Annotated in this window: 5 protein-coding genes; 3 read left to right on the plus strand and 2 right to left on the minus strand. The window is 62.7% G+C overall.

Annotated features, from left to right (window positions below; all coding sequences use genetic code 11):
• Positions 1-102: 102 nt before the first annotated feature.
• The 3 genes from B5F33_RS08465 (at position 103) to B5F33_RS08475 (ending at position 6227) form a co-directional block, all read left to right on the plus strand.
• The gene (locus B5F33_RS08465; RefSeq protein ID WP_087411372.1) at positions 103-2229 is read left to right on the plus strand and encodes a TerB N-terminal domain-containing protein; all 2127 of its coding nucleotides are present in this window, start codon (positions 103-105) and stop codon (positions 2227-2229) included.
• Positions 2226-3740, plus strand: coding sequence for an ATP-binding protein (locus B5F33_RS08470; protein ID WP_087411373.1), 1515 nt, complete (start codon positions 2226-2228; stop codon positions 3738-3740). The genes B5F33_RS08465 and B5F33_RS08470 overlap by 4 nt, the downstream gene beginning before the upstream one ends.
• 93 nt (positions 3741-3833) lie before the next feature.
• Positions 3834-6227: a DEAD/DEAH box helicase gene (locus tag B5F33_RS08475; protein WP_087411374.1), complete on the plus strand. Its 2394-nt coding sequence runs from the start codon at positions 3834-3836 to the stop codon at positions 6225-6227.
• 169 nt (positions 6228-6396) lie between these two features.
• Here the strand turns inward: B5F33_RS08475 and B5F33_RS08480 are convergent, their stop codons facing one another.
• Positions 6397-7416: a fused MFS/spermidine synthase gene (locus tag B5F33_RS08480; protein WP_087411375.1), complete on the minus strand. Its 1020-nt coding sequence runs from the start codon at positions 7414-7416 to the stop codon at positions 6397-6399.
• Positions 7413-9314, minus strand: coding sequence for a tRNA uridine(34) 5-carboxymethylaminomethyl modification radical SAM/GNAT enzyme Elp3 (locus B5F33_RS08485; protein WP_087411380.1), 1902 nt, complete (start codon positions 9312-9314; stop codon positions 7413-7415). Before B5F33_RS08485 ends, B5F33_RS08480 begins: the two co-directional genes overlap by 4 nt.
• Between the last annotated feature and the right edge of the window lie 560 nt (positions 9315-9874).

Raw genomic sequence — 9874 nt, forward strand, 5'->3', positions numbered from 1 at the left:
AAACGAGTCCTAACGCGCCCGCAGCATAACGGCGACGTGCGCATAGAACAGAACGCATGTTTGGCTTGATGGTATACTGGAGCGATTGACACCAGTAGGCTCTTGGCTTGGGTTGAGGAGGCGAGACCCACGGCACGCAACTCCGACGACATCGAGCAGCTTATTGCCCGCATCAACGCCAGCGAACGCCTGCGCGCGGGATCGCGATATTCCTCGACCGTCTACCGCGACGAGCCCATCGTGCGCACCGGACGCCAGCTTATGGACGAACGCGAGGCGGGCCGGCATGCGCAGGAGAGCGGGGGACGTGGCAATCGCAGCGAACGCGCCCAAAGGCAGTCGGCGGACGCATGGCCGCACGCGGAGGCAACTCCCCCTGTCGCTGCACGGCAGCGTGCCACATCACGTCCGCACGTCGAATCGCAGCCGCAGTCACGCGCTGCATCGCAAGCGCAGCCGAACGCCATGTCGCAGCCGCAGCCAGATGCCATGCCGCAGCTGCGCCTTCATGCCCAGAGCCCCGCGGCAACGCAGCAAACCACGTTGGATCCGTTAGCCACGCGCTACCACGAGATGCGGAGCGTATCGAGGTGGCAAGAGTGCAACGGGCGCGGGCGATGGCTCACCGAGGCCGAGCTCTTCGTGAAGCAGGGGCGCCTGATAGCCGATCTGGAAGACGACCGGCCCTACCACGGCACCTTCAAATCGTACTTCCCCACCTATAACGCCATGAGCGACCAGCAGCTGCGCGGCTACGTCACATGGCGCACGGCGGTGCGTCGCGGCGAGGTCCAGGAAACCTCGCTTTCATTTGCCTACGTCTATCTCTACGAGTTCATCAACGGCATCGGTGTCTCGACGCCACTCGACGGGTTCATGCGCATGCGCGACTTCTGGCACGCCTATCGCGACATCGCCCCCGAGATGGACCGCTTCGCCCGGGTGTGGCTGCGCGACTACGTGGTGTACCACGGCCTTGGCCCGCAGCTGCTGGACGGCGACAAGACACTCGCCTTCGATCGCGCCCTCATGGAGCTGCGGACGCTCTCGTCCCAACTCGAGGAAGCGGCGGGCGTGAACGTCCCGTACGCCGAGAGCCAGGGCCGTGCAGCCGAGACGGCGGGCGGAGAGCGTGCGACGAGGCGGCGCTCCCGGCGCACGCCCGCCCTGCCGCTGCCCCCCGACAGCGCATTCGAATCCCGTCTCCTTGAGGGCATCGACGCGCTCTCCACCTATCGGATTCGCCTATCCCGGCTCTACAAGGACTGTCCCGACGACCTGCGCCATGTCGCTTGCGCCGTGTATGTCCGCATGCTGGAGTACTATCGGCACAACCGTAAGAGCGGTCTGTTGGAAAGCCTGTTCGGGGAGGAGGCGACCATGCCGTACACCATGTTCGCCTCTGCGGTGTTCTACGACGAGCACCCGCATCCCGATGCGGTGGTCGAGCTCGACCCTATCCACCGATATCGCTGCGAGCACGGGCTCTGGAGCTGCACGCGTGTATATGGGACGCGCGAAAAAAGTCCCAAGCTCGGCGCCATCATGCGCGCTTGCGACCGCAAGCTGCGCTCGGCCATGGGATACCCGCACCCCCTCAAGGCGCACGAGGAGCCCAAATACCTGGAGCGCATTATCGACCGCGAGATCACCGAGTGGCTGGAATGGAAAGCTGCCCACGCGCCGCGCATCATCGACATCGACCTTTCGAAGCTCTCGGGCATTCGAAGCGCCGCAGCCGAGACGCGCGAGGCGCTGCTCATCGACGAAGAACGCGACGATGCGGCGCCCACGTCAAGCCCCGCTGAGACAGAAACGCCCCCGGATGCCGCCGGCCACGCGCCGCGCTGCGAAGAACGTACGGCCGATTCCACCGTCCACGAAATGCCGGAAGATGCGGAGGTCGCGCATCCCGCGGCCACCACCGAAGAGCTTCCCGGCCTTTTCGCGGAGCCCATGAAACCGGCAGGTGCACGGACGGCGACGGGCGGTGCCCCGACACCGGACAGCTCGTCGCCCCTTTCTCCCGAGCAAACCGCCTATCTTGCGGCGCTGCTCGAGGGAACGCCGACGCCCCTGCCGCCCGGCACGAGCGAAGACATGCTGGTGGACGCCATCAACGAGGCGCTTTTCGACGAACTCGGCGATACCGCGATCGAGTTTGGCCCCGACGGGCCCCAGGTGATTGACGACTACGAGGACGATGTGAGAGGACTGATCGCCCGATGACCCAGAATGCATCCGCCGCGCCGCGCGTCCCCAAGCGCGTGGCTGCCGTGATCATTAACTCGCTGAAAGGCGGCGTCGTGCCGCGCATCGGCCTACCCTATATCACCGTGGGACGCGAAACGGAGATTCGCGCGCTCCTGACCGATCTTGACCTCATCGCCGACGGCGGGGCGTCGTTCCGCTTTTTGGTAGGCCGCTATGGAAGCGGCAAGAGCTTCCTTTTGCAGACCATTCGCACCCATGCCATGGGTGAAGGCTTCGTCGTCGCAGACGCCGACCTCTCCCCCGAACGGCGCCTTCAGGGCGGCCAGGGACAGGGTCTTGCCACCTATCGTGAGCTCATTCGAAACCTCTCCACCAAGACCCGCCCCGAGGGCGGCGCACTCACGCTTATCTTGGACCGATGGATCTCGAACCTGCAGACACAGGTAGCATCGGAGCTCGCAGCCAACGATCCTGGCGGCGTCGCGCCCGTACCGGACGACCCCGCACTTGTGACGGCTGTTGATGCGCGCATTCGCACCGAGGTGGCAAGCCTTGAGGAAATGGTGCATGGCTTTGACTTTGCACGTCTGCTCACTCTGTATTTCCACGCGAGCACCACGGGCGACGACGAGACGAAAAGCCACGTCGTCAAATGGTTCCGCGGCGAATATCGGACAAAGACCGAGGCGCGCCAGGAGCTTGGCGTAACGGTGATCGTGGGAGACGATGACTGGTATGACTACATAAAGCTGTTTGCCCGGTTCCTCAAGGGCGCTGGCTACCGGGGAATGCTCGTGCTTATCGACGAGCTGGTGAACCTGTACAAGATCCCCAACGCCATCACGCGCCAGTACAACTACGAGAAGATTCTCACCATGTATAACGACACGCTGCAGGGAAAGGCCCATTACCTGGGCGTCATCATGGGCGGGACCCCGCAGTCGATCGAGGATCGGCGGCGCGGCGTCTTTAGCTACGAGGCGCTGCGCAGCCGTCTGACGCAGGGGCGCTTCGCCCGCGAAGACATGCGCGACATGCTGGCACCCATCATTCACCTGCACCCCCTCACCTACGAGGAGCTGCTGGTGCTTGCAGAGAAGCTGCAGCAGATTCACGCCGGGTATTTTGGCTACGAGCCCCGGCTGGGCGAGAACGACCTGGTGCGTTTTCTACAGATTGAATTTGGCCGCGTGGGCGCCGACACGCATCTCACGCCGCGCGAGGTGATTCGCGATTTCATCGAGCTGCTTGATATCGTGTACCAGCACCCGGAGCTGTCGGTGGAGCAGGTTATGGGAAGCGCGGGCACGGCGAGCGTCACGGGGGCCGTGGCAGCCGGTGCAGCCGAAGGCGCATCGACGCGCGCAGGGGCACCATATGCACCCGGAGCCTTGCCGACGCGCGAGGGCGCAAACGGTCCTGACGGCGGCGCGACGTCCGCCGGAGGTGCAGGCAGCATGGCCAGCGTCGTCGCGCCCGCCGTGCCGTCGACAGACCCCAACGCGTTCGCCGAGTTCGAGATCTAGAGCATGGCGTCTACCTGCAGGACCTCCGCTTTACACGACATCGAACTTGGTATATAAAGAACATATGTTCGTACATGGCGTCCAGGAGCACTCATGAGCATCTTCGATCGATACGCGCCATTCGTGCAGGATTTCATCTATGCGCACGATTGGGAGAGCCTTCGCTCCATCCAGGTGGCGGCGGGTGACGCCATATTCAATACCGACGAGAACGTGCTGCTCACGGCATCCACCGCATCGGGCAAAACGGAGGCGGCATTCTTCCCCATCCTCACACTCTTCTGGGAGAACCCGCCCGCCTCGGTGGGCGCGCTCTATATAGGCCCCCTCAAGGCGCTCATCAATGACCAGTTCATGCGCCTCAACGACCTCTGTGAAGAGGCGGAGATCCCGGTCTGGCACTGGCACGGCGACGTTGCGGCGTCGCACAAGCGCCGTCTGCTCAAACATCCCTCGGGCATACTTCAAATCACACCCGAATCGCTCGAGGCGCTTCTGCTGCACAAGCACATGGCCATACCGCGCCTCTTTGGCGACCTGCGCTTTGTGGTGATCGACGAGGTTCACTCGCTCTTGCGTGGCGACCGCGGCGGCCAAACCCTCTGCCTTATCGAGCGACTCTCGCGCATGGCGGGCGTCAACCCCCGCCGCATTGGCCTCTCGGCCACCATCGGCGACCCCGAACGCACGGGGGCGTTTCTGGCGTCGGGCACCGGTCGCGGATGCATCATTCCCCGCTTTGAAGAGCCTCGCCACATCTGGCGCATCTCGATGGAGCACTTCTACATCACCGGACCCCAGGCGACCGAGCGGGCCATGGAGCGAGCCGACGGCACACAGGAAGCAGACGTTCTCTCAATCGAGCGCGTAAACGCACCCGGTCTTCCTGGCGACGGCGCTGGACCGGCAACGGAGCAGGTGGCGCCGGCCGGCTCTGCCACAGGCTCTTCAGGCCAGCACGCCGCCGAAGGCGATGTCAGCATTCCACCCGTGACCGAGCAATCGCTTCTCGCCCCCACCGATGCCGCGCCGCGCGACGCCGATCCCGGCATCGGCTACATCTTCGAGCGTACACGCGGACACAAATGCCTGGTGTTCGCCAATTCGCGCGAAGAGGCCGAGGCCGTCTGCACCATGCTGCGCTCATATTGCGAGGCCAATCACGAACCCGACCGGTTCCTTATCCATCACGGCAACATCTCCTCGGCGCTACGCGAGTCAGCCGAAGAGGTCATGAGGGATGATGAACGCCTGGACACGACTGTTACCACCGCGACTCTTGAGCTGGGGATCGATATCGGGCGGCTGGAGCGTGCCTTCCAAATCGATGCGCCGTTTACGGTATCGAGCTTCCTCCAGCGGATGGGTCGCACCGGCCGTCGTGACCTGCCGCCCGAGATGCACTTTGTCATACGCGAGGAGCAGCCCGAGCCTCGCACCACCATGCCCGAGACCATTCCATGGAAGCTGCTGCAGGGCATCGCGCTCGTCCAGCTCTATCGAGAAGAAAAGTGGGTCGAGCCGCCGTGCCTCGATCGCCTCCCCTACAGCCTGCTCTACCACCAAACCATGGCGATTCTTGCCAGCACGGGCGAGCTCTCCCCTGCCGAACTTGCCCAGCGCGTGCTCACCCTTTCATACTTCCACCGCGTGACCGCAGACGACTTCCGCGTGCTGCTGCGCCATCTGTTGGAAACCGACCAGTTGGAGCGAACCGAGGCGGGCGGGCTCATCATTGGTCTTGCCGGAGAACGGTTCACCAACTCGTTCAAGTTCTATGCCGTGTTCCAGGAAAACGAGGAGTTCACCGTTCGCAGTGAATCGGCCGAGCTGGGAACCATCGTGAACCCGCCGCCCCCGGGCGAACGCATCGCCATCGCCGGACACTGCTGGCTAGTTGAAGAGGTCGATTGGAAGCGCCACCTGGTCTTTGCCACACAGGTCAAGGGACGGGTCCCCGCTTATTTTGGCGACTGCCCAGGCGACATACACACGCACGTCCTCGAGCGCATGAAGCGCGTTCTGGCCGAGCATGAGACGTACCCGTACCTACTTGCTAACGCTCGCGCCCGTCTTGCGCAGGCGAGGCATACCGCCAAAGTATCTGGCGCGGCAACGCGACCACTTATCAACCTGGGCGGCGAGACGTGGGTGCTTCTGCCCTGGCTGGGAAGCTACGCCTTCTTGGCGCTGGAGCGGCTGCTCAAGATCAAATGCGCCGGAAAGCTTGGGCTCAAGGGACTCGATGCATCACGGCCCTACTTCCTGCAGTTCAAAATGAAGGCCGATGAGGATGCGTTCTTCGACGTGCTTGCCGAGGAGGCTCTGACGGACTTCGACCCAATCGAGCTCGTCTACCCCAACGAGGTCCCCTACTTCGACAAGTACGACGAGTTGCTGCCAGCAGAACTCGTGCGCAAAGGCTTTGCCGAAGGCGTACTCGATATCGAAGGCATGCGGGAACGTGTCCGCTCGTGGGTGTCCTGACATGAGCCAAACAGCACGGCAAGGCACGCGGCATCTGTCGCGCTTGACCTGACCTGTCGCATGAGGCGCGCCCGTCCTTCATGCGACGATCGGGCGCGCGGTGTGGCAGCACAGAACATCCAGCTGCCTGCAGCACGGCACCTTTGAGCTTGACGCCGCCTTTCCCAGCCTATGCCACGTCGCTGTCGTGTAGAACGTCTCCTAAGAACTCGTCGTCAAAGGGGATGGCGTCCTTGAACTTCAACTCTCTGTCCGAAGCGACAACCAAGAAGTTATCCTCCCCGCCAAGCTCATCATCTGTAGCGGAGACCACCTGCACGCAGGCAAATACCTGGGAGAGGGTCGCCACCACATCGCGCAAGAAGCTCACATCGGTTCCCTCTGAACGAGAGACGACATTTGCCGCATATACGCCCCCGGCAACGAGATGGTTCTTCGCTGCACGGATGGCCTCGACCGTGGCCAAGGCGCGCACGGGCTCTGAGCCAGAAAACACATCATTAACGATGGCGTCATAGCACGGGGTCGCGGCGTCGTCCAAAACGATGCGCGCATCTGCAGCAACAAGCCCAAGGCGAGGAGCGGCCGCATCTCGAATCGGGGCCGCCTCGCCACCCCTGCCGGAGCTTGCTCCCTTGCAGAAGCCTTCGACAACACCCACACGCTCGGCCAACTCATCCACGAAAAACCAGGCCCGAGCCGCCCGCGTTATAGCCGGATCGATTTCAACCACGTCGACCGCAACGTCAGCGAAGCTGGTCAGAGCATGCTTGGGCCATGCATAACCGCCTCCGCCGAGCGCAAGCACGTAACGCTGCCCCTCCTGCGAGGGGGCGACCTCTAGAACGCGGTCAAATGCGCGATGATACGCAAACACCGGTTCAAAACGACGGTCGTCCAGATAGGTTGCCGACTGGTACACGCCACGCGTGCGAAGAACACGCATGGCATCGTCGCCGACCTTTCGCGTATAGACAAGGGCCCGTCCGTCGCGCGTCCGCACTACGTGAGGCGCAAAGCGCAGCATAATGCACAACACCACGACGGCAACAAGCGCCACGATAACCAAAAACGCAGCAACCGGCTCGGCGAGCTGGGCCGTCTGAAACGCAAAGGCGACAACGAGTACCATCGCAACAACGCCCAACGTATGCCAGTCGTCACGATTCCGATCATCGGGCACGCTCATGAAAGCCTCCTCTGCTGGTAAAGACCATGGTCGGCAAAGCCCAGGCTGCGGTAGTACTCACGCGTACCCACGGCGCTGATCACGTTGATACATTCATACCCCGCATCGCACGCAATCGCGCACGCACGCTCCACCAGACGCTTGCCCAGCCCGTGATGCTGCGCCGCCGGGCCGTCGGAACCCACAGGAGTCGCCATCCCGTACACATGCACTTCGCGAATCATGGCCTCGCCGGGGCCTACCGGTGCATCGTTTCCCAAAGCGGCAAGCGCATCAGCATGGGGTAGTGACAGACGCAAGAATCCAGCAATACGGTTTTGATGCGTCACCCATTGCAGGAAGCGCTCTTCGGTCGTCGCAGTCTTATAGGCAACCACATCAAGCCTCAAGTCGGCCAAATCCACGGCGCTCGTACTGATTTCGCGCATGCGGATCTCCTGCACGACCTGCCCCTCAAGCCGCTGCTCGACCATCTGGCGAAGGTTGGGCTTCTTGTTGCCCGCCACGATGTCCTGCGTCGAGAAGTCGCGAATCATGCGCGAAACGCGCGTGAACGGCGGGGTTGCCAGCACGTCGCTTGTAAGAACATCCAGCAGCTCTTCCTCGGAGTAGGGCTGCCACTGCCCCTCGTGGTAGAAGCGACAAAGCTCCGTTCCACCGATTAGCGCGCAGGGGTACAGCTTGACCTCGTCAGGCCGGTACGCGGGGCTTTCCATGAGTCGCCGATAGTCCGCTTTGTCCGCATCGGGCGTGGCTCCCAGCAGATTGACCATGGCATGCGCATGAATCTTGAACCCAAATAACCGCAGCAGCGAGAAAGCCCGTGCGATGGCTTCCGTGCCCATAGCCCGCCCGTTGCGAGCCAAAATCCATTCATCGGTGGACTGAACGCCCATCTGGATCTTGGTGGCTCCCATACGGCGAATGAGGCGCAAGCGCTCCGGCGCAATCGCATCGGGCCGCGTTTCGATAACGAGCCCAACCACGCGATGACGTGCCGTCTCGTTGCGGCGCTGTTCACGCTCAAGATCGTCAAGCGAAGCGCGCTGCCGCGATGCTACGTGCTGCCATGGATCGCTCGCATCATAGAGCCTGTGGAATGCCTCGTTGTAGGTCATATGACCAGCGTCGACCTCGGCCTGCACGGCCTCAAGCTCCGGAGTTGCCTGGGCCATCGGACGGCCCTCGGCGCAATTCGGGTCGGCAAGCCCACAAGATGCAAGCTGGTCACGACGCTCCCGCACCGCGACAGGCATGGCATCGAGCGACGAGCTGTCATTCGCCGTGTCCCCCGGGAACCCCCTGAGCAACGGGTTTGCAGCAACACCCGACACCGCGTCATCATTGAGCGCGCGGAACAGTTCTTTCATGAACCACGTTTGGTATGCAACGGGATAGTCGCTCCACGTGCCGCCGAGCACAATGAGCTCGATTTTGTCCGTCGCGTGCCCCATCTGAGAAAGTGCCGTAAGGCGTGCGGAGACCTGAAGATACGGGTCAAAGCAGCTCTGCTCCGCACGCGCGCAGGCCGGCTCGTCGGCAAGATAGCTTTTGGGCATGCGCAGGTCATTGGGGCAAAACACGCATGTTCCACCACACGGCCAAGGCTTTGTGATGACCGTGATGGTCGCCACACCCGAGGCCGAGCGGCGTGGCTTCATGCGCAGCACATGAAGCAGACGACCTTCGAGCTCCGGTGTCACGTCCCACGATGCCCAACGCTTTGGGTCGTCGCGCTTCACGCTCTGATAAAACGGGAGCAATCGCCGCTTGGCAAACGCCCGCTTATCCCCTCCTGCGCGTTTTGCCGCGGCATGGATGAGCTTTACGAGGACCTGGTCGTCCACGACCTGGCCCTCTCGGAGCAAGTCCAGTATCTGAATAATGATGTCTTCCATGCGCAGCATTCTACTATCGACGGCATCCTGCTGCCCAGGCATCGCGCAAGAAGGTCGGTCTCTTGCATCTAGAAGTATCCAGCGGCCGGCGTCGTCATGGCCCGGGCATCCGGCGGCCGGCGTCAACGCGGCCCGGGTGTTCTGCAGCTGGCGTCGTCACGGTCCGGGTGCCCTGCAGCCAGCGTCATCACGGTCCGGGTGTCCTGCAGACGGCACCGTCGAGACCCGGGCATAGCAGCCAACGGCGCTGCGGCCCGAACATCTCAGCCAGCGCCGCTGCTACCTGGACACCTCAGCCAGCACCTCGCCAGCCCAGACGGCGACAACCATTCCCTACGTCACTCCCCAAGCCAAAATCCAACTCGCGGAACGCGTTCGCTCCCGCCTCAACAGAAAACTCCCAAACGAAGTCCTAGATTTGGACGTTTTAGAGGCTCAAAATGGGCTATGTTAGACATTCTTGGAGGCGCAGATAGGCACCGGCGGGGGCGGGTACGGGGCCTCCACCATCGCCCGCCAGGTCGTCCTGTACCGCCCCACCGGGATGAGGGCGATGAGCT

This window comes from Collinsella sp. An2 (genome assembly GCF_002160065.1).
GTDB lineage: Bacteria > Actinomycetota > Coriobacteriia > Coriobacteriales > Coriobacteriaceae > Limicola.